At 71.3% G+C, this 19,084-nt stretch carries 11 protein-coding genes, 1 tRNA gene and 25 pseudogenes; 13 read left to right on the top strand and 24 right to left on the bottom strand.

Annotation, left to right across the window (positions count from 1 at the left end; all coding sequences use genetic code 11):
• Positions 1-19: 19 nt before the first annotated feature.
• The gene (locus tag UK94_RS05115) at positions 20-628 is read left to right on the top strand and encodes a hypothetical protein (RefSeq protein WP_055748962.1); all 609 of its coding nucleotides are present in this window, start codon (positions 20-22) and stop codon (positions 626-628) included.
• Positions 629-693: 65 nt separating this feature from the next.
• Here the strand turns inward: UK94_RS05115 and UK94_RS05110 are convergent, their stop codons facing one another.
• Positions 694-1,167 carry a gamma-glutamylcyclotransferase family protein gene (locus UK94_RS05110; protein WP_055748906.1) on the bottom strand — a complete coding sequence of 158 codons (474 nt, stop codon included), beginning with the start codon at positions 1,165-1,167 and terminating at the stop codon, positions 694-696.
• A gap of 137 nt (positions 1,168-1,304) precedes the next feature.
• Between UK94_RS05110 and pyrE the strand changes: the two genes are divergently transcribed.
• Positions 1,305-1,838, top strand: coding sequence for an orotate phosphoribosyltransferase (gene pyrE, locus UK94_RS05105; protein ID WP_055748905.1), 534 nt, complete (start codon positions 1,305-1,307; stop codon positions 1,836-1,838).
• 245 nt (positions 1,839-2,083) lie between these two features.
• On the opposite strand, the gene UK94_RS05100 is transcribed toward pyrE, so the two are convergent.
• Positions 2,084-2,168 (bottom strand) — tRNA-Tyr (locus tag UK94_RS05100).
• 197 nt (positions 2,169-2,365) lie between these two features.
• On the opposite strand from UK94_RS05100, the gene UK94_RS05095 reads away from it, so the two are divergent.
• A complete protein-coding gene (locus UK94_RS05095; RefSeq protein ID WP_011602281.1) occupies positions 2,366-2,854 on the top strand; it encodes a YajQ family cyclic di-GMP-binding protein in 489 nt (162 codons plus the stop codon).
• Positions 2,855-3,076: 222 nt separating this feature from the next.
• Here UK94_RS05095 and UK94_RS40375 read toward each other — a convergent pair.
• The 4 genes and pseudogenes from UK94_RS40375 to UK94_RS40365 form a co-directional block, all read right to left on the bottom strand.
• Positions 3,077-3,550 (bottom strand): annotated as a pseudogene (locus UK94_RS40375) (M48 family metalloprotease); the annotation flags it as partial.
• 1 nt (position 3,551) lies between these two features.
• Positions 3,552-3,949: M48 family metalloprotease (locus UK94_RS40370; protein ID WP_235486527.1), on the bottom strand; the 398-nt coding region annotated here is incomplete at its 3' end.
• A gap of 84 nt (positions 3,950-4,033) precedes the next feature.
• A pseudogene (locus UK94_RS05085) lies at positions 4,034-4,686 on the bottom strand (Rossmann-like and DUF2520 domain-containing protein); the annotation flags it as partial.
• A 1-nt stretch (position 4,687) separates the two neighbouring features.
• Positions 4,688-4,988: NAD(P)-binding domain-containing protein (locus UK94_RS40365; RefSeq protein WP_235486525.1), on the bottom strand; the 301-nt coding region annotated here is incomplete at its 3' end.
• A 490-nt stretch (positions 4,989-5,478) separates the two neighbouring features.
• Between UK94_RS40365 and UK94_RS40360 the strand changes: the two are divergent.
• From UK94_RS40360 to UK94_RS40315, 10 genes and pseudogenes are all read left to right on the top strand, one after another.
• A pseudogene (locus UK94_RS40360) lies at positions 5,479-5,721 on the top strand (2-oxoglutarate ferredoxin oxidoreductase subunit alpha); the annotation flags it as partial.
• Position 5,722: 1 nt separating this feature from the next.
• Positions 5,723-5,988 (top strand): annotated as a pseudogene (locus tag UK94_RS40355) (2-oxoacid:acceptor oxidoreductase family protein); the annotation flags it as partial.
• A 1-nt stretch (position 5,989) separates the two neighbouring features.
• A pseudogene (locus UK94_RS40350) lies at positions 5,990-6,096 on the top strand (hypothetical protein); the annotation flags it as partial.
• A gap of 32 nt (positions 6,097-6,128) precedes the next feature.
• A pseudogene (locus UK94_RS40340) lies at positions 6,129-6,300 on the top strand (hypothetical protein); the annotation flags it as partial.
• Between the two features lies 1 nt (position 6,301).
• A pseudogene (locus tag UK94_RS40335) lies at positions 6,302-6,592 on the top strand (2-oxoglutarate ferredoxin oxidoreductase subunit alpha); the annotation flags it as partial.
• Position 6,593: 1 nt separating this feature from the next.
• Positions 6,594-6,891: pseudogene (locus UK94_RS40330) on the top strand (2-oxoglutarate ferredoxin oxidoreductase subunit alpha); the annotation flags it as partial.
• Between the two features lies 1 nt (position 6,892).
• Positions 6,893-6,961 (top strand): annotated as a pseudogene (locus tag UK94_RS40325) (hypothetical protein); the annotation flags it as partial.
• Position 6,962: 1 nt separating this feature from the next.
• Positions 6,963-7,365, top strand: a pseudogene (locus tag UK94_RS40320) (2-oxoglutarate ferredoxin oxidoreductase subunit alpha); the annotation flags it as partial.
• A complete protein-coding gene (locus UK94_RS05075) occupies positions 7,362-8,423 on the top strand; it encodes a 2-oxoacid:ferredoxin oxidoreductase subunit beta (RefSeq protein WP_055748903.1) in 1,062 nt (353 codons plus the stop codon). The pseudogene UK94_RS40320 and the gene UK94_RS05075, both read left to right, overlap by 4 nt.
• Before the next feature lie 1,563 nt (positions 8,424-9,986).
• Positions 9,987-11,174: pseudogene (locus tag UK94_RS40315) on the top strand (hypothetical protein); the annotation flags it as partial.
• A 132-nt stretch (positions 11,175-11,306) separates the two neighbouring features.
• Here UK94_RS40315 and UK94_RS05065 read toward each other — a convergent pair.
• From UK94_RS05065 to UK94_RS40245, 18 genes and pseudogenes are all read right to left on the bottom strand, one after another.
• Positions 11,307-12,323, bottom strand: a complete 1,017-nt coding sequence (locus UK94_RS05065) for a polyprenyl synthetase family protein (protein ID WP_041938842.1) — start codon at positions 12,321-12,323, stop codon at positions 11,307-11,309.
• A 7-nt stretch (positions 12,324-12,330) separates the two neighbouring features.
• Positions 12,331-12,388: pseudogene (locus tag UK94_RS72855) on the bottom strand (hypothetical protein); the annotation flags it as partial.
• Between the two features lies 1 nt (position 12,389).
• Positions 12,390-13,778, bottom strand: a pseudogene (gene nuoN / locus UK94_RS05060) (NADH-quinone oxidoreductase subunit NuoN); the annotation flags it as partial.
• 5 nt (positions 13,779-13,783) lie between these two features.
• Positions 13,784-13,905, bottom strand: a 122-nt coding sequence (locus tag UK94_RS40310; RefSeq protein WP_235486590.1) for a hypothetical protein, incomplete at its 3' end; no start/stop codon positions are given.
• Between the two features lie 35 nt (positions 13,906-13,940).
• Positions 13,941-14,343 (bottom strand): annotated as a pseudogene (locus UK94_RS40305) (NADH-quinone oxidoreductase subunit M); the annotation flags it as partial.
• A gap of 1 nt (position 14,344) precedes the next feature.
• A pseudogene (locus tag UK94_RS40300) lies at positions 14,345-14,809 on the bottom strand (proton-conducting transporter membrane subunit); the annotation flags it as partial.
• Position 14,810: 1 nt separating this feature from the next.
• Positions 14,811-15,734 (bottom strand): proton-conducting transporter membrane subunit (locus tag UK94_RS40295; protein ID WP_268761206.1); only part of this gene is annotated, 924 nt, incomplete at its 3' end.
• Position 15,735: 1 nt separating this feature from the next.
• A pseudogene (locus UK94_RS40290) lies at positions 15,736-16,104 on the bottom strand (NADH-quinone oxidoreductase subunit L); the annotation flags it as partial.
• Position 16,105: 1 nt separating this feature from the next.
• A pseudogene (locus tag UK94_RS40285) lies at positions 16,106-16,278 on the bottom strand (hypothetical protein); the annotation flags it as partial.
• 1 nt (position 16,279) lies between these two features.
• A pseudogene (locus UK94_RS40280) lies at positions 16,280-16,994 on the bottom strand (proton-conducting transporter membrane subunit); the annotation flags it as partial.
• Between the two features lies 1 nt (position 16,995).
• Positions 16,996-17,229, bottom strand: a pseudogene (locus tag UK94_RS40275) (proton-conducting transporter membrane subunit); the annotation flags it as partial.
• Position 17,230: 1 nt separating this feature from the next.
• Positions 17,231-17,316: pseudogene (locus UK94_RS40270) on the bottom strand (hypothetical protein); the annotation flags it as partial.
• Between the two features lies 1 nt (position 17,317).
• Positions 17,318-17,411, bottom strand: a pseudogene (locus UK94_RS40265) (hypothetical protein); the annotation flags it as partial.
• Position 17,412: 1 nt separating this feature from the next.
• A pseudogene (locus UK94_RS40260) lies at positions 17,413-17,612 on the bottom strand (NADH-quinone oxidoreductase subunit L); the annotation flags it as partial.
• A gap of 208 nt (positions 17,613-17,820) precedes the next feature.
• Positions 17,821-17,895: pseudogene (locus UK94_RS40255) on the bottom strand (NADH-quinone oxidoreductase subunit K); the annotation flags it as partial.
• A 24-nt stretch (positions 17,896-17,919) separates the two neighbouring features.
• Positions 17,920-18,120 (bottom strand): NADH-quinone oxidoreductase subunit NuoK (gene nuoK, locus UK94_RS05045; protein WP_235486523.1); only part of this gene is annotated, 201 nt, incomplete at its 3' end.
• Positions 18,117-18,868, bottom strand: a pseudogene (locus UK94_RS05040) (NADH-quinone oxidoreductase subunit J); the annotation flags it as partial. The gene nuoK and the pseudogene UK94_RS05040, both read right to left, overlap by 4 nt.
• A gap of 1 nt (position 18,869) precedes the next feature.
• A pseudogene (locus UK94_RS40245) lies at positions 18,870-19,083 on the bottom strand (NADH-quinone oxidoreductase subunit J); the annotation flags it as partial.
• Position 19,084 lies beyond the last annotated feature (1 nt).

Genomic DNA, 19,084 nt, shown 5'->3' with positions numbered 1-19,084 from the left:
GTCGAACGGGGAGGATCAGATGGCAGGAAATCGGGCGGTACGCCCGCTGAGCGGATGGCTCACCTTCGCCGCCGTGATCATGTTCATCGTCGGCTTCCACAACCTGATTTACGGCATCGCGACCCTGCGCGACTACACGGTGGTCGTGAACAATCTCAACGGCGGCACCAACGTGATCTACGCCGACACCAACTTCTGGGGGTGGCTGTGGATCGCGGTCGGCGTCGTCGAGATGCTGATCTCCTACGGGATCTACATCCGCAACGACGCGGCACGCTGGGCCGGCATCGTGATCGCGGCGATCAACGCGATCGGCCAGCTTGCCTTCATGGCCGCGTTTCCGGTGTGGTCGGTCATCATCATCGCGATCGACATCCTGGTGATCTACGCGCTGTGCACCTACGACACCGCCCGTACCCGCGGCGGCTACGAGGAGCCGTACCCGGGCGACCGCGCCGGCGTCGGTGAGGCCGCCGGCCGTGGCGCGGGCGTCGGCGGTCGCCACCCGGAGGCGGCGGGTGTTCCGCCGGGCTCCGGTGGGCTCACCGGGCGTGGCCCGGGAGACTCGGGGGGCCCGGGCAGAACCGGGCACGGCGACGAAGGTCGACCGCCCACCGTCCACGGCTGAGCCGGCGGCCCGACCAGCCCGACCGGCCCGACCGGCCCGACCGGCCCGACCGAAGGTGCGCCCGCTCAGGGCAACGGGTCGGTCAGTCGGGCTCGCCAGGCCGCGCACCGCAGGACGTAGTCGCCGAGGTGCCCGTCCGCGAACGCGCGGGGGTTCCAGTCTTCGTCGGTCGCCTCGGCGGCGTCCTTCCAGAGATAGGCGACTGCCGGGCGCCCGTCGGCCAAGACGAGCGGAGCGGCCTCGTAGGCCGAGCCCTCGAACGCGTCGAACACGGCCCGTTCCCCCCGATCGAGGCTGACGAGCACCCGGCCCGGGGCCGAGGCATCGTCCCGAGCGACCCGGCGCACCAGCCCCGGGTAGAGGCGGTCGCGCAGCCGGGCGGCCCGCCACCCGGGGGCGGCGGCGGACTCCATCGGCGGCACCCTGCCGATCAGCGTCGAGACGACCTCGGGGAACATCAGGGTCCCGTAGACGAACAGCAGTGCGCCGAAGCCGTCCGGAGATCCCTGCGCACGGCGCCCGGCGGCGGATCGCGACATGGAGTCACCGTAGCGCCGGTCGTGCGACGAACCTCCCGATGCGCCGGGTGCGGGCGGCCGGCGGACGGACCGGCAACCACGCTGCTCCCCGCCACCGCGCCACGCCGCGCAGCTCCGCACGCCTAGAGTGCTCTGACGTGAGCGACAATGCGGCGCTGGCCGCCCGGGTCCGGGCCGCCTCCCATCTGACCGGCACCTTCCTGCTCCGGTCGGGCCGGACGAGCACCGAGTACTTCGACAAGTACCTGTTCGAGGCCGACCCGGAGCTGCTGGCCGCGATCGTCGACGGCCTGACCGGGCTGGTGCCGCCGGGCACCGACCTCCTGGCCGGGCTCGAGCTCGGTGGCGTGCCCCTGGCCACCCTGCTGTCCCAGCGCACCGGCCTGCCCGCGCGGTTCGTGCGGAAGAAGGCCAAGGAGTACGGCACTCGGCGCATCGCCGAGGGCGGCGAGGTCACCGGCCGCCGCGTCGTCCTGGTCGAGGACGTCGTCACCTCCGGCGGAGCCGTGCTCGACGCGACGAAGGTGCTGCGCGACGACGGCGCGATCGTCGAGGACGTGCTCTGCGTGATCGACCGCGGCGAGGGCGGCCGGGAACGGCTGGCCGAGCTCGGTCTGGCCCTGCGCCCGCTGCTGACCCGTGCCGAACTGGACGCCGCCGCGGCCCCCTGAGCAGCGGGGCGCAGCAGCGAGCGGCCAGTCCGTCTCTCCCCGGCGTCGCCCGCCGGTCAGAGTCAGACGAGGCGCTGCCCTCCCGTCGCGTGCACCGTGGCACCGGTGATGACGGGGACCGCGCATCGCCGCGAGATGGGCCCCACGCGGTCCCCTTCCGGACCGCAACCGAGCCCGGAAACAAGCAGGCCCGGAGCGTCGCTCCGGGCCTGAGGGCGGTACGTGCCCCGGGTCGAACCCGGGGATGGTGGCAGGTGATGGATTCGAACCATCGTAGNCTGAGCCGACGGTTTTACAGACCGTTCCCTTTGGCCGCTCGGGCAACCTGCCTTCGTGGAGGAGCATACCGGTCCCGCGGGACCACCGGGACGGCGGGACCGTCCTGCAAGGCTGTCGTCGATCGAATACAACGGCGAGTGACCGTCCCCCGAGGCGGGTACCGCCCGTGATGACCACGTACGGTGCCTGACTCGACACCCTCGCTCGGCCAGACATCCCCTCCCGAATCGAACTGGAGGTCCGCGCACGTGGCAGACCCGTCCTTCGACATCGTCAGCAAAGTCGACGAACAGGAGATAGACAACGCCGTCAACCAGACAGCCAAGGAGATCCGAACCCGCTTCGACTTCCGCGACACGGGCGCGTCGGCCACCCTGTCCGGCGAGTCGATTCTGCTCGTAGCGAACACCGACGAGCGGGTCAAGGCGGTGCTCGACGTCCTGCAGGAGAAGTTCGTCAAACGCGGCATCTCGCTCAAGGCGCTGTCGTTCGACGAGCCCAAGCCCTCGGGCAAGGAGTTCCGCCTGTCGGTGACCGTCCAGCAGGGCATCGCGGACGACAAGGCCCGGGCGATCGCCAAGAAGATCCGGGCGGATGGCCCCAAGGGGGTACAGGCCCAGATTCAGGGCGACCAGCTGCGCGTCACCGGGAAGAAGCGGGACGACCTGCAGCGGGTGATCCAGCTCCTGAAGGCCGAGGACTTCGAGGTTCCGCTCCAGTTCGTCAACTACCGCTGAGGTCCGTCCGTACGCGGAAACGGCGCACCCCGCCCGATGGGGGGTTTCGGGCGGGNTGCCTGCGGCGGAACCTGGGGGGTTCGCTCCGCCGCCGTCGTGGCCGTGGAACAACGAGGTTCCCGGCTACCGTCCGCGATACGCGGCCGACGGTGCAAGTTTACTCTGAGTCATCCACTGTAATACGACGATGCCACTACAGGCAACACTGCGGTCCGTTACGCGTCAGCGATAGGGATTCATACGCGCGAGCTGTTCCAGCCGGGCGATTCGCTCGTTCATGGGCGGATGGGTTGAGAACAGCCGGCCCACCCCGCCGCCGCGGAACGGATTGGCAATCATCAGCGCGGCCGCGGGCCCCAGCTTCGAGTTCTGCGGCAGCGGCCGGGCGGACGCGCCCGCCTCCAGCTTGCGCAGCGCGCTGGCCAGGCCGAGCGGGTCGCCGGTGAGCGTCGCGCCCGACTCGTCGGCCTGGTACTCCCGGGAGCGGCTGATGGCGAGCTGGATGATCGACGCTGCGGCCGGACCGAGAATCATCAGCAGCAACAGCTCGAAGATGCCCGGGCCGTTCTCCTCGTCCCGCCCGCCGAAGATGGCCAGGAACTGGGCCATGTTGGCGAGGTACACGATGACGCTCGCGAGGGCGCCGGCGACCGAGGCGATCAGAATGTCGCGGTTGTACACATGACTGAGTTCGTGNCCGAGGACGCCGCGCAGCTCGCGATCGTCCATCAGCGCCAGGATGCCCTCGGTACAGCAGACCGCCGCATTCCCCGGATTGCGGCCGGTGGCGAAGGCGTTGGGCGAGCCGGTGGGGCTCAGGTACAGCCGAGGCATCGGCATGCGGGCATTGCGGGCGAGCTCCCCGACGATGGCGTACAGCCGCGGCTGTTCGACCTGGGTGACCGGATAGGCCCGCATCGCCCGCAGGGCGATGCGATCCGAGAAGAAGTAGGAGAAGCCGTTCATCGCGAGCGCGAGCACCAGCGCGACGAGCAGGCCACCCCGCCCGAACAGGGACCCCACCAGCAGGATGGCTGCGGAGAGCACGCCGAGCAGCAGCGCGGTCTTCAGACCGTTGAGGTGGCGGTGTGGCATGGCGATCCGGTGTCCGTCCTGTCGAGCCGGTACGAGCTGTTCAACGCGGGGACTGCGCACCATCGTTCCCGGGCGCCGTGTGGNCGGCCGCACCCGCGCGCAGCCGGTCGGCCACCGACGCCTCGAGCAGACCGGCCCGTTCAAGGCCACCGGCGGTGAAGGCGACCAGTGCCCGGTAGACGTCCGCGACCGCCGGATCCGCGGTGTCCAACGCCCGCAGGTGGGCTCGGACGGTGCCGAGATCGCCCCGGCGGACCGGACCGGTCGACGCCGGCCAGCCACCGGTGAGGGCGTTGTCCAGGGACGCCCGCAGCAGGGGGGCGAGGGCGGCGCCCGGATCGGCGACGCCCGCCGCCGCGAGCGTCTGTTGGGCGGCCACGGTCAGGCTGGTCAGAAAGTTGCCACCGAGGACCAGCGCGGCGTGGTAGAGATCACGCCGGTCGTCCTCGATCAGCAGGGGGATGCCGCCGACGTCGGCGACGAGCCCCCGAGCCCGGGCCTCGGCACCCGGGTCCGCGGTGATGCCGAACGGCACCCCGGCGAACGTGTCGGGGTCCCCCACCGCCTCGGGCAGCGTCATGATCGGGTGCAGTGCCATCCGGACCGCGCCCGTGGCGGTGGCGGCGCCGAGCACACCCAGCCCGTGCCGGCCGCTGAGATGCACGAGGATCTGCTCCGCCCGCACGGCGTCCGCGGCCACGAGCTCGGCGGTCACCGGTGCGATCGCGTCGTCCGGGNCGGCGACGAGCAGCACCTCGGCCGCCCGCAACACCGGTGCCACCTGCGGCACCGAGCCGATCCGCGCGGCCGGGAACCGAGCCGCCGCGTCGGCGCGGCCGTGGGTGGACCTGCTGGTCACCGCCACCACCGGGTGCCCCGCGGCGGCCAGGGCGAGGGCGACGGCGCTGCCGGCCCGACCAGCCCCGACCAGCCCGACCGTCTCCCGGTGCCGACCCTCGGAAGAGTCCTGCTCCGGCCGTCTCCGCGTCGGACCGGGTCGGGCCGGGCGGGGTCGGGCCGGGCGGGGGTGCGAGGTCATGGCTGCGATGNTGCTCCCCCGCCCACGCGCCGGTCGCGCCGGTCGCGCTGGCACCTCGGCACCATCCGGCCCGTGCCTTGCGACCGATACGCTGCGTGGTGCGGCTCCCACCGCGGCGGCAACGGAAGATAGCGAGTCGCGCACATGGAGTAATCGAAACAAAGTTGCGAATGTGTCTATTCGCCGACAGGCCGCCCGACCAGATCTGTATGGAAAGCCGCCCGGAAGCGTATTGAATCCGTACCGCCCGCACCCGCCGGGCGGGCGACGCACCCGACCATCCGGACACGGGTGGCANCAGCCGACCGTCAGGACAGGGGCAGACATACACAGAGTTGACAGGCAATCACTCTCAGNCAGAGCACGCCGAGATCAACAGATTCGGGTCTGATCGTCGGGCCACCGCGTGNGATCGGTCGGCCCGGCACGCCGCACGCGTCCCATTGCTACAGCCGGTAGGCTGGTGTGGTACCCGAGGAGGTTACTGAAGGTGTCTGAGCAGGTCAGGGAGAGGGAGACCCGCCGGCTCGACCGGGTGGTCGTGCGCTTTGCGGGCGACTCCGGCGACGGTATGCAGCTCACCGGAGAGCAGTTCACCAGCGAGACGGCCACGTTCGGCAACGACCTGTCGACGCTCCCGGACTTTCCCGCCGAAATCCGTGCCCCAGCCGGCACCCCGGCCGGTGTATCCGGATTCCAACTACATTTTTCCGATCACGACATCCTCACCCCGNGTGACGCACCGGACGTCCTGGTAGCGATGAATCCCGCCGCGTTGAAGGCGAATCTCAAGGATCTGCCTCCCGGTGCGAATCTCATCGTCAACACGGACGCGTTCACGGGCGGAAACCTCAAGAAGGCGGGCTATGCGACAGACCCGCTGACGGACGGCACGCTGGACCCCTACCTGGTGCATCGGGTCCCCCTGACCTCGATGACCATCAACGCGGTGCACGCCGCGGAGGAGACCGCCGGCTCAGTCAACAAGAAGGAGGCCGAGNGGGCGAAGAACATGTTCGCCCTGGGCCTCATGAGCTGGCTGTACCACCGTCCGACGGAGGGCACCGTCGGTTTCCTGGAGAAGAAGTTCGCGAAGCGGCCGGAGATCNCCGCGGCCAACATCGCGGCCTTCCGTGCCGNGTTCAACTACGGCGAGACCACCGAGTCCTTCACCGTCACCTACGAGGTGGCGCCGGCCCGGATGAAGTCCGGTACCTACCGGCGCATCACGGGCAATCTCGCCCTGTCCTACGGGCTGATCGCGGCCGGCGAGCTGACCGGCCTGCCGGTGTTCCTCGGGTCCTACCCGATCNCCCCCGCCTCGGACATCCTGCACGAGCTGAGCAAGCACAAGCGGTTCGGCGTGCGGACGTTCCAGGCGGAGGACGAGATCGCCGGGATCGGCGCCGCGCTGGGCGCGTCCTTCGGCGGCTCGCTGGGCATCACCACGACCTCGGGTCCCGGAGTCGCGCTCAAGAGCGAGACCATCGGTCTGGCGGTGAGCCTTGAGCTACCACTGGTCATCGTCGACATCCAGCGTGGCGGGCCGTCGACCGGGCTGCCGACCAAGACCGAGCAGGCCGACCTGCTGCAGGCGATGTTCGNCCGCAACGGCGAGGCCCCCGTGCCGATCGTGGCGCCCCGCTCGCCCGGGGACTGCTTCGACGCCGCGGTCGAGGCCGCCCGGCTCGCGACGAAGTACCGCACGCCGGTGTTCCTGCTCTCCGACGGCTACCTCGCCAACGGCTCCGAGCCGTGGTTGCTGCCGAAGCGCGAGGCGCTGCCGGACCTGACGGTCGCCTTCACCACCGAGCCGAACCACACCGGGCCGAAGGGGCCGGAGTTCTGGCCCTATCTGCGCGACCCGGAGACGCTCGCCCGGCCGTGGGCGGTCCCCGGCACGNCGGGTCTCGAGCACCGCATCGGCGGCATCGAGAAGTCCGACGGGCAGGGGAACATCTCCTACGACCCGGNCAACCACGACCGGATGGTCCGCCTGCGCGCGGCCAAGGTCGCCGGCATCGCGAACGACATCCCCCCGCTGGAGGTGGAGGATCCCTCCGGGCAGGCACGCGTGCTCGTGCTCGGCTGGGGCTCCACCTACGGCCCGATCGCAGCCGGCTGCCGGCGGGTCCGCGCCAAGGGCCTGCACGTCGCCCAGGCGCACCTGCGCCATCTCAACCCCTTCCCGGCCAACACCGGGGAGATCCTGCGGTCGTACGACAAGGTGCTGATCCCCGAGATGAACCTCGGCCAGCTTCGGACGTTGATCCGGGCCGAGTTCCTCGTCGATGCGATCGGCTACAACCAGGTCCGCGGGCTGCCGTTCAAGGCGGCGGAGCTGGCCGGCGTCTTGGAGGACGTGATCAACCAGTGACCGTCACGACGAACCACACCGGTATCAGCAATCGGCTGCTCGACCTGGTGCCGGCCGCGCCGGCCCAGCAGAGCCGCAAGGACTTCACCTCCGACCAGGAGGTGCGCTGGTGCCCGGGCTGCGGTGACTACGCCATCCTCGCCACCGTCCAGGGCTTCCTCCCCGAGCTCGGGGTCGCCCGCGAGAACATCGCCTTCATCTCGGGAATCGGCTGCTCCTCGCGGTTCCCGTACTACCTGCAGACCTACGGGATGCACTCCATCCACGGTCGTGCGCCGGCGATCGCCACCGGCCTCGCCACCTCGCGACCGGACCTGTCGGTCTGGGTGGTCACCGGAGACGGCGACGCGCTGTCCATCGGCGGCAACCACCTGCTGCACGCGCTGCGCCGCAACGTCAACCTCAAGATCCTCATGTTCAACAACCGGATCTACGGTCTGACCAAGGGCCAGTACTCGCCCACCTCCGAGGTCGGCAAGATCACCAAGTCGACGCCGTTCGGCTCGCTGGACCGGCCGTACAACCCGGTGTCGCTGGCACTCGGTGCGGAGGCCACCTTCGTCGGGCGGTCGATCGACTCCGACCGGGCGCACCTGACCTCGGTGCTGCGCGCCGCGGCGGAGCACCCGGGCACCGCGTTCGTCGAGATCTTCCAGAACTGCAACATCTTCAACGACGGCGCCTTCGACGCGCTGAAGGACCGGTCGAGCCGCGACGACGCGACGTTGAAGCTCACCCACGGCGAGCCGCTCGTCTTCGGCGCCGAGGGCGACAAGGCGATCCGCCGCGCGGCGGACGGCAGCCTGGAGGTCGTGCCCGCGGGCAGCCCCGGCGTCCTCGTCCACGACGCCGCCGCGGCGGACCCGAGCCAGTCCTTCGCGCTGTCCCGGCTCACCGGCGACTCGCACGGGGTGACGCCCATCGGGATCTTCCGCAGCGTCGACGCACCCACGTACGACGAGGCGCTCAACACGCAGATCAGCGACGCTCGGGCCCGGCAGGGCGAGGGCGACCTCATGTCGCTGATCTCCGGTGGGGAGACCTGGACCATCGACTGATCCAGGTGTGGCCGCCGGGTCTGGTCGGCGCTACCGGCCGGCACCCGCCGGCCGACCGCCAACCCGATCCGGGAGCCCACCGGATCGGCCGGGCCGCTTGGCCAGCCGAGTGGCCCGGCCGACCAGCAGACCGGTAGGAAGGCCGGGGCGCGCGCATCGACGCCGCCCCGGCCTTTCGGCATTCTGGCGCTTCTGCGCTTCTGCGCTTCAGCGCCCCGGCGTTCCGGCGCCCCGGCCGCTCTGGGGATCCCCCCGGGGGCACCCGAACGGCCGTCCCGGGGACCAGCGGGGGACCCCGAAAGCGGTGCCCGGCCAGGACTCCGCCCGCCGGCCCGCGCGCTGCCGTCTCACCATCCCGCCGTCCCGCCGACCGGCTGCCGAGCGAGCTTCGGCGCGAACGGCCCGGCCTGCCCCGCCCACGCATGCCCACAGGGTCGGCGCCCGGACGGCCCCGGCGGCCAGGACCCGTCCCGATGGAGAACGATCATGCGCCGGAATGGGCTGCGGAGCGGTCCGACGACGCCGTTCCGGCCACGGACCATCCCCCTCGCACTAACCTTTAACTAGTTAGTTCGGATAAGTCCGGTATTTGNTGCTCCGATCAGGTCGGGTAAGGTCAGATTGCGCGTGGGGGTGCCGTGTGGCCCGGGGGGGCTCACAACACCAATGCAGCCGGAGGCGTAGTGCGGGGTCATCGAGCCCTCAGCCCGCGGTCCGCGGCCAGTCCGCGTTCGTCGGTGGGCACCGACCATGCCGCCGAGGCGGCCTGTTTGCGACGGCCCTGCTCTCGGGCTGGCCATGATGCCCGGCCGGCCGGGCCCGAGGCGCTGCTGCCCGCCGGGGGCCACCGTGGGTAGCCACTCCGCCGGCCGGCATTCCCGCGGTGCCGCCCCGCGCCGTCCGGCCGCCCGGACCCCGCTCGGCTTCGACGAGCGTGCCTACGCTCCCACGCCCCCCACCGGGACCGCCGCGGCCTGGGACACCTCGGACCGCTCCGGCGGCTGGTACGGCCCCGCAGCCACCCCGACCGTGCGGCGAATCCCGCCGCGGCCCCCGTTCGCCCCACCCGGCGAGCTCGACACCCTCACCGGCCCGCTGTCGGTCAGCACCACCGCCCGCCAGGCCCGTCAGTCCGCACCCGGCTGGGACGACCACCCCGCGGACGGGCAGCGGCGTGGCTGGCCGAGACACGGCCGATTCACCGCGGGCGGCCGGTTCGGCACCGACCGGCAGGACGACGACCGGTACGACAACGACCAGGATGAGCCCGACCAGTACGACGCCGACCGGTACGACGCCGACCGGTACGAGGCCGACCGGTACGAGGCCGACTCGCTCGGAGACTTCCAGGGCGAGAGCCGGTTCGACGGCGACGGCGACGGGGTGGCAGGTGGCCAGTCCCCCGCGGACGACCGGCTCGACGATGACCGGTACGGCGCGGACGGTGTGTACGGAACAGGCACATGGCACGACTCGGACGACTGGTACGACGCCGCGGACGGATTCGACGCGGAGGATCGCTTCCACACCGGCCCGTCCCCGAACGCGGGCTTCGACGCCGANCGGTTCGACGCCGGCAACCAGTTCGACGAGGGCGACCGGTTCCACGCGGACGACCAGTTCGACACTGACGGCCGCTTCGCCGCGGACAACCGGTTCTACCCGGACGATCGGTTCGATGAGGACGACCGGTTCGCCGCGGGCGATCGCCTCGGCGAGGACGGCCGGCTCGAGGACGGCCGGCTCGAGGACGGCCGGTTCGAGCACGGCCAGTTCGACGAGGACGGCCGGTTCGAGGACGGCCGATGGTCGGACTTCCCGGCGCACGACGTGCCCTCCTGGGAGCAGGGCTCCCGGTTCGCAGCCTCCTCGCGGCTGATGAGCCCCTCCTTCGGCGCATCCTTCACCGCCAGCCGGATGCCCACCACCAGCCGGACGCCCACCGGTCCCCGGCGCAGCGGGCCATCGGCGGCCGCCCGCAACCACGCGCCGGCCGAGCGTGTGCCGGGTGCCCATCGCGCCCCCATCCGGCGCGGCAACGGGCGGGTGCGCCTGGCCGCCGCCGGCACCGCCTCGCTGGCCGGGCTGTCGGCGCTGGTCGCCGGAGTGGCCTTCGGGGGCGACGGGGGTGGCGGCGCGGCGGTCCCCAACGCCGGCGAGGCGTCGCGGATCCAGTACAGCGGCACGGACACCCTCGCCTACGGCGCGTCGCAGTCCCAGGCGTCGCGGGACCGCACGCAGAGTTCGCCGCCGCGGGCCGCGCTTGCGCCGAGCGCCGACAGAGCGGGCAGCGGGACCGGCGGTTCCGGCGCGTCGGGGTCGAGTGCGGTCACCACGGTCGCGTTGGGCCCCACCACCGCCCCGATTCCGATCATCTCCCTGACTCCACGGGACCAGCCGACGACCGGGCCGACCGATCTACGGTCCATCGCGCCGAGCGCCGGCACCGTGACGGGCGCCTCCGCCACGGCGGCCCCGACCACCACGGCGACCCCGTCGGCGTCCGACGATGGCGAAGCCACCAGCCCGGCGGTGAGTCCGTCGGCCACGCCGAGCACCACCGCGTCCCCGGGCACCGGTGCGCTGCCGTTCCATCCGATCGATGTGGAGCCGCTGCTCGGCTCCTGGTTCAGCGCCCCGTCCTCGTCCTCGTCCGGTTCGACCGCCACCACGTCGTCGGCGTCCACGTCGTCGGGGGTTCCGGCGCAACGGTCCAGCAGCACGCCGATCACGGCCCACGCCGCTCACTAGTCGCACAGCCGCCCTCTCCGGGGCGGCCGCCACTGCGCCGGGGCGCCCGCTCCTGTCCCGGAGCGCGGCGTCCGCTCCGGCGCGGCGCGGTGCTGCCCCGCGGCGGGGCGGGGTGCCGGCGGGGCCGGGGCGTCAGCCGGTGCGGTCGATGACGAAGTCGGCGAGGGACTCCAGCGCCGCCTTCGCCCCGTTGTCCGACAGCGGCGCCAGGCACTCCCGGGCGCGGGTCGACCAGGTGACGAGCTCCTGGCGCGCCCTGGCCATCCCCTCGTGTGCGCGCAGCAGCTCGATCGCCTCCGCGACGCCCTCCTCCGGATTCCCGCCCCCGGCGGCGAAGTCCGAGTTGATCAGCTCCCGCAGCCGGGCGGCGGGCCGGTCGTCGGCCTGCAGCGCGTAGAGCACCGGCAGGGTGGGGATGCCCTCCCGCAGGTCGGTGCCGGGGGTCTTGCCGGAGTCGGCCGGGTCGGAGGCGACGTCGATGATGTCGTCGGAAAGCTGGAAGGCCACCCCGAACAGCTCGCCGAAGGTCGCCAGGGTGTCGACGGTGACCGGGTCCGCGCCGGCGAGCATCGCGCCGAGTCGGCCGGAGGTGGCGATCAGCGAGGCGGTCTTCTCCGTGACCACCCGCAGGTAGTGCTCGACCGGGTCCTGGTCGGGGGCGGGGCCGACGGTCTCACGGATCTGGCCCTCGCAGAGGGTCGCGATCGTCCGGGCGAGGATCCGGGTCGCCGCGGGGCCCAGGTCCGCGGTGATGTCGGAGGCGCGGGCGAACAGGTAGTCGCCGGTGAGGATCGCGACCGTGTTCGTCCAGCGGGCGTTGGCGGACGCCGCTCCCCGGCGGCGGGGGGCCTCGTCCATCACGTCGTCGTGGTACAGCGTCGACAGATGGGTGAGTTCGATCGCGACGGCCGCCGGCACCACCCCGGGGGCGTGCGGATCGGCGAACTGCGCCGCCAGCAGCACGACGATGGGGCGGAAGCGTTTACCCCCCGCATCGACGAGATGCCGCGAGGTCTCGGTCACGAAGGAGAACTCGCTGCGCACAGATGCTCGTAGCAGCTCCTCCACCTGACCAAGCCCATCTCGCACGGCTTTTTCCAGATCAGGATCGGTCCTGATCCCCACGACGTCCAGCCCGATAGCGCTCATACCACCGTCAGCGTACGAAGCCGGACGTCGCCGCGGTATTCGCGAGGTCCAGAAGGGGCTGTGGCNCTACTCCCAGGACAAGCGTCGCCACGGTGCCGATGCCGACCGTGGCGAACGTCAGGGTCGGCCGGGTGACCACCACGGGCCCCTCGGCGAGCGGCTCCGAGAAGAACATCAGCACGATCACCCGCACGTAGAAGAAGGCCGCGATCGCGCTGCAGACCAGCGCCACGACCACCAGGGGGGTCGCGTCGCCCTCGATCGCCGCCTGGAACACGGCGAACTTCCCGGTGAAGCCGCTGGTCAGCGGGATGCCGGCGAGCGCAAGCAGGAGGAAGGAGAACGTGCCGGCCAGCAGCGGCGAGGTGCGGCCGAGGCCCCGCCACTGGGACAGGTCGCTGGCCTCGCCGTCGCCCGTGCGCACCAGCGAGACCACGGCGAACGCGGCGATCGTGGTGAAGCCGTAGGTGACCAGGTAGAACATCGAGCCGCGCAGGCCGTCGGTGTTGGTGCCGGCGAGCCCCACGAGCAGGAAGCCGGCGTGGGCGATCGCCGAGTAGGCCAGCATCCGCTTGATGTCGCGCTGGGTCAGCGCCAGCACCGCGCCGACGACCATCGTGAGGATCGCCACGGTCCACAGCACCGGCCGCCAGTCCCACCGCAGGCCGCCGAAGGCGACGTAGAAGACTCGCAGCAGGGCACCGAAGGCGGCGACCTTGGTCCCGGCGGCCATGAACGCGGTCACCGGGGTCGGCGATCCCTGGTAGACGTCGGGCGTCCACGAGTGGAACGGCGCGGCGCCGATCTTGAAGAACAGGCCGACGGCCAGCAGGGCAAGCGAGAGGTAGAGGTAGAGATCGTTCTTTCCGGCGTCACCGACCGCATCGGCGATCTTGCCGAGCTCCACGCTGCCGGCAAATCCGTAGGCGAACGCCACACCGTAGAGAAAAAACGCCGAGGAGAATGCTCCGAGCAGGAAGTACTTCATCGCCGCCTCCTGCGAGAGCAGGCGCCTGCGCCGGGCCAGCCCGGCCAGCAGATACAGCGGCAGCGACAGGATCTCCAGCGCCACGAACATCACCAGCAGGTTGTTCGAGGCGACGAAAAGCATCATGCCGGTGACCGAGAAGACCATCAGCGGGTACGCCTCGGTCTGCATGTGCGTGGAGGTCTGCTGCGCGGTCGAGCCCTTCGAGCCGGGCGTGATCGCCGCGGAGGCGACGATCGCGCCGCCGGAGGAGTCGAGCCGGCGCTCGGCCACGAGCAGCACCGACAGCAGCGCGAAGACCAGGATCGTGCCCTGCATGAACAGCGTCGGCGCGTCGATCGCCACTGCGCGTGACGCGAGCACCGCGTGCCGGCCATGCAGCACCGCGACCGCGACCAGCGCCGCGATGAACCCGCCCCCGGCCAGGATCGGCTGGATGACGTGGCGCGCCGCGCGCGGGGCGAAGGNGTCNACGAGCACCCCGACCAGCGCCACCACGAAGACGATGAGCAGCGGGCTCAACGAGGAGTACTCGATCGACGGCGGCGTGAACTTCGGCGCCTGCGCCAGCAGGATGGTCGAATCGGCGCTCACGAGTGGCCTCCGGGCTGCGTCGCGGCGGGATGGGNCGCCCCGGGATGGGTCGCCCCGGGATGGGCGGCCGCGGGATGGGTCGGTGCCGGATCGGACTTGCCGATGTCGGCGTAGGTCGCCGTCACCGTCGGCCTGATGATGTCAAGCAGCGGCTTCGGGTACACCCCCAGGGCGACGATGAGCGCGACCAGCGGGGCCACGACGACCTTCTCGCGCAGGCCGAGGTCGTGCAGGACCCTGTTCTCCTCGTGGACGACCGGGCCGGTCATCGTCCGCTGGTACAGGTACAGCACGTAGATCGCCGCGAGCACGATGCCGCAGGTCGCCACGATCGCCAGCGGCTTGTTCGCCGTGAACGTGCCGACCAGGACGAGGAACTCGCTGACGAAACTGTTCGTCCCGGGCAGCGCCAGCGACGACAGCCCGGCGAGGAGGAAGNCCCCGGCGAGCACCGGCGTCACCTTGGCCAGCCCGCCGTAGGCGCCGACGTCGCGGCTGCCCCGTCGGGTCACCAGGAAGCCGACGACCAGGAACAGCAGCCCCGTCGAGAGCCCGTGGTTGACCATGTAGAGCACCGCACCGGTGCCGGCCTGGCTGGTGAAGGCGAACAGACCCAGCGCGATGAAGCCGAAGTGGGCGAGCGAGGTGTACGCGACGAGACGTTTCATATCTCGTTGCCCGATGGCCAGCAGCGCCCCGTAGAAGATCCCGACGACCGCCAGGCCCAGCACCAGCGGGGCGAAGTAGTCCGCGGCGTCCGGGAACAGCGGGATGCAGTAGCGGATCAACCCGAAGGTCCCGACCTTGTCCAGCACACCGACGAGCAGTACCGCGCCGCCGGTGGGCGACTGGGCGCCCGCGTCGGGCAGCCAGGTGTGGAACGGGAACAGCGGGGCCTTGATGGNGAATGCGACGAAGAACCCGAGGAACAGCAGCTTCTGTACCCCGGGAGTGATCTCCATCTGCCGCAGGGTGGCGAAGTCGAACGTGCCGTGCCCGAGGTTGTCCGCGGACACGACGTACAGCCCGATCACCGCGGCGAGCATGAGCAGGCCGCCGAACAGGCTGTAGACCAGGAACTTCACCGCCGCGTAGGAACGCTGCGCCTGCTCCTTCACCGGGCCGTAGCTGCCGATGAGGAAGTACATCGGGATCAGCATCGCCTCGAAGAAGACGTAGAACAGGAAGACGTCGGTCGCGGCGAACACGCCGATCATCCCGGCTTCCAGGGCGAGCAGCAGCGCGAAGAACGCCGGCACCGAGCGCCGGCCGTGCCTTTCGGCGACCTCGTCCCGCGTGACGACCGGCGGGGCCGTCGCGGTCCGCGCCGGGGCGGCCAGCGCGACCGCGGTCCCACCCGACCCGCCACCGTCACCCAGCCCGCCACCGCCACCCAGGCCACCACCGCCACCCAGGCCGCCACCGCCATCAAACCGGTCGACGCCGCCGGTGGCGTCGGGGGCGACCGTGGGAGCGGGGACGCGCCCGCCGCCCGGGGCGCCGCCGTCGACCTCGTCCCACGACGACAGCACCACGACCGGCACCAGCAGCGCGGCCAGCAACATCAGCACCAGCGAGATGCCGTCGGCCCCGACCGAGTAGGAGATGCCGAACGTGGAGATCCAGTCGTAGGACTGGCCGAACTGGAAGCCGGCCTTGTCGGGGTCGTAGGCGAAGGTCGCGAGCACGGCGAGCACCAGGACCGCGAGCGTGAGGCCGAGGGTGAGCTGCTTGGCGAGCGTGGCGAGGCGCCGCGGCAGGGCGGCGACGACCACCGCCCCCGCGGCCGGGACGATGAGCAGGATCGTCAACCAGGGGACTGTGTTCACGTCAGCCCGCCCTCACCAGCAGCAGTGCGCCGACCACGAGGACGGCACCTCCCAACATCGACAGAGCGTAGGACCGGACGAAGCCGGTCTGCAGGCGGCGCATCCGCCCGGACAGCCCGCCGATGGCGGCGGCGCTGCCCCGCACGAGCCCGTCGATGCCGACGAGGTCCAGCCAGACCAGGAAGCGGGTCAGGTACTGGCCGGGACGCATGGCGACGGTCTCGTTGAACGTGTTCGCGAACAGGTCGTGCCGGGCGGCGAAGGTGACCAGGCTGACCTCGGTGTCCGGCCGGGCCACGGACTCGACCGGTCGGAGCTGGTAGCGCAGGTAGGCGCCGGCGAAACCGCCCGCGGTGACCACCAGGGTGAGNAGGGTGAGCACGACCGGGGAGAACGTGTGCACGCCCCCGACGCCCGTCCCGGCGACCGGTTCGAGCCAGTCCTGCAGCGAGTGACCGAGGACGAACAGGCCGCCGGCGAACACCGAGCCGACCGCCAGCACGATCATCGGCCCGGTCATCGACACCGGCGACTCGTGCGGGTGNTTGGCGGCCGGGCCCTCCGCCGACCAGCGCGGCTTGCCGTGGAAGGTCATCAGGAACAGCCGGGTCATGTAGAAGGCGGTGATGCCCGCGCCCAGCAGCGCGATCGAGCCGAGCAGGTAGCCGGACGTGCCCCCCTTGTCGAAGGCGGTCTCGATGATGCGGTCCTTGGTGAAGAATCCGGACAGCCCCGGGAAACCGATGATCGCCAGGTAGCCGAGGCCGAAGGTCACCCAGGTGATCGGCATGTACCGCCACAGCCCGCCGTAATGTCGCAGGTCCTGGTCGTCGTCCATCCCGTGGATCACCGACCCGGCGCCGAGGAACAGGCCGGCCTTGAAGAAGCCGTGGGCCAGCAGGTGCATGATGCCCAGCGCGTAGCCCGCCGGCCCCAGGCCCACCGCGAGGAACATGTAGCCGATCTGGCTGACGGTCGAGTAGGCCAGCACCTTCTTGATGTCGTCGTAGGCGCAGCCGATGACGCAGCCGATGAGGATCGTCGCGGCGCCGATGATGACGACGACGGTGCGCGCCGCCTGCGTCCCGTCGAAGATCGGCCCGGCCCGCACGATGAGGTACACCCCGGCGGTGACCATGGTCGCCGCGTGGATGAGCGCGGAGATCGGGGTGGGGCCCTCCATGGCGTCCGGCAGCCACGCCTGCAGCGGGAACTGGCCGGACTTGCCGCACGCGCCGAGCAGGAGCAGCAGCGCGATGGNGGTCAGGGTGCCGTAACCGATGACGCCCGCCGCGGCGGCGCCGAACACGTCCGCGTAGCTGGTCGAACCCACGGTGGCGAACATGAACATGATGGCCAGGGCGAGGCCCACGTCGCCGACCCGGTTCATGTAGAAGGCCTTGTTCGCCGCGGTGGCCGCGGCCGGCCGGTCCTCCCAGAACTTGATGAGCAGGTACGACGACAGGCCGACGAGTTCCCAGCCGGCGTAGAGCGANAGGAAGTTGTTCCCCAGGACGAGCAGCAGCATCGACGCCAGGAACAGGTTCATGTAGGCGAAGAACTTGCGCCGGTTCGGGTCGTGNGCCATGTAGCCGATCGAGTAGATGTGGATCAGCGTGCCGACGCCGGTGATCAACAGCACGAACACGATCGAGAGCTGGTCGACGAGCAGGCCGANGTCCACCTGGAAACCGTTGACCGGGATCCAGGAGTACAGGTGCTGGGACAGCGCCCGGTCGTCGCCGTCGCGGCCGAGCAGCGTGGCGAACAGCACCAGGCCGAGCACGAAGCTCGCCGCCGCCGCGAGCGTGCCGATGAGGTGGCCGAACCGGTCGGTGCGCCGACCCCCCAGCAGCAGGACCGCGGCGCCGGCCAGCGNCAGCACGATGAGCAGCCAGGACAGCGAGAACACTNCGGAGGCGGCGGCGTAGTGGATCGGATGGCCGCCGGATTCGGTCGCGGCGAACAGAGCCGGGTCGACCTTCATCGCGACCCCGCCACGGCGCGTCGTTGGCGATAAAGCGTCACTGCAGTCTCGTCCGTTCTTCCATGACCGCCGGGAGCGCCGCGGCCGCTGGGTCGCAGGTCAGTACTTCAGCAGGTTCACGTCGTCCACCGACGCCGAGCGACGGGTGCGGAAGATGCTGAGGATGATGGCCAGNNCGATGACGACCTCGGCGGCGGNGACGACCATGACGAAGAACGCCATGACCTGGCCGTCGAGGGTGCCGTTGATCCGGGAGAACGTGACCAGGGTCAGGTTCACGGCGTTGAGCATGAGCTCGATCGACATGAACACGACGATCGCGTTGCGCCGGACGAGGACCCCGACCGTGCCGATGGTGAACAGCAGCGCCGAAAGGATCAGGTAGTTCGCGGGATTCACCGCTCGTCCCCCTTCCCGGCGCCGGCCAGCGCCGAGCCGTTCACGTCGACCGGATCCGTTGCGCCCCCGGTGCCGCCGTCCGCCGCGGCGCCGTCCGTCGGCGCCGGGGGTGTCGGCGCGCCCGGCGAGGTGCCGCCGCCCGCGCCCGGTCCGCCGGGCCGGCCGGGCCCGGCCGGCCCGCCGGATCCCCGCGGGCCGCCGGGACCCGCCGACCCCGGGCCGTCGGACACTCCGGGGGCGCCCGGGGCGCCCGGGGAGCCCGGGCTGTCGGAGGCGTCCGGGGTGTCCGCCGCCGACCGGCCGTTGGGAAGGTCCGCCGTACCCGGTGCGTCGGCGGCCCCGGGGACGCCGGGGATGCCGCCGATCCCGGAGGCGCGGCCGCCGCCGGGCAGCAGGCCGAGGGTGTCGGCCGAGTCGTGCCGGGCGAAGACGCCCGGTCCGGGCAGCGGGGTGAGCTGGCGGCCGGGCTCGGCGAACCGGCGGCGCATCCGCTCCCGCTGGTCCACCCGGCCGCCCTCGCGCTCGCGGTGACCGAGCACCATCGTTCCGATCGCGGCGACGACGAGCAGCGCCGAGACCGCCTCGAAGACGAAGACGTAGTCGCTGAACAGCAGCCGGCCGATCGCCTGGACGTTGCCGCCCTCGTTGGGCGTGTCGAGGCCCTTGGCGGTCTCGCCGTCGATGGCCGAGCCGATCGGGAAGACCAGCAGTCCGGCGAACCCGAGCCCGAAGATCGCCGCGCCGAGCCNCTGGCCGCGGATGGTCTCCACCAGCGAGTCCGACGAGTCGACGCCGACGAGCATGAGCACGAACAGGAACAGCACCATGATCGCGCCCGCGTAGACGATGATCTGCACGAAGCCGAGGAACGGCGCCTGCTGCACCAGGTAGAACACCGCGACGCAGAACAGGTTCGCCACCAGCAGCAGCGCGCAGTGCACCGCGCTGCGGACGAACACCATGN

Origin of the sequence: Frankia sp. AvcI1 (genome assembly GCF_001420875.1) — a bacterium.
GTDB lineage: Bacteria > Actinomycetota > Actinomycetes > Frankiales > Frankiaceae > Frankia > Frankia alni.
The sequence above is the reverse complement of the archived record's forward strand: the minus strand, read 5'-3'. Positions and strand labels throughout refer to the sequence as shown.